The sequence below is a fragment of the Corynebacterium sp. HMSC071F07 genome (assembly GCF_001810285.1).
Classification (GTDB): Bacteria; Actinomycetota; Actinomycetes; order Mycobacteriales; family Mycobacteriaceae; genus Corynebacterium; species Corynebacterium simulans.
The window spans coordinates 1-277 of record NZ_KV800688.1; the positions used below are offsets into that span (position 1 = coordinate 1).

General features: G+C 53.8%; 1 pseudogene. It reads right to left on the minus strand.

Features of this window, described 5'->3' with window-relative positions:
- Positions 1-277: pseudogene (locus tag HMPREF2724_RS12240) on the minus strand (integrase core domain-containing protein); the annotation flags it as partial.

Here is a 277-nt window from a genome sequence, read left to right on the forward strand (position 1 = left end):
CCAATACACCCACCGCAAGGTGGCCAATTCGACTTCTCCGACCGACGTCCACGGACCTTGAGCATGAATCAGTTCCGCCTTGTAGAGACCATTGACTGTTTCGGCTAGAGCATTGTCATAAGAATCGCCGACTGTTCCCACACTCGGACGGATTCCGGATTCCGCTAGCGCGGTGGAATACTTCAGTGACACGTACTGGCTGCCCCGATCACTATGATGAATCAGCTGGTTTCCATGAATTCGCCCTGCAGTCGTTAACGCATGCTCCAAAGCCTCC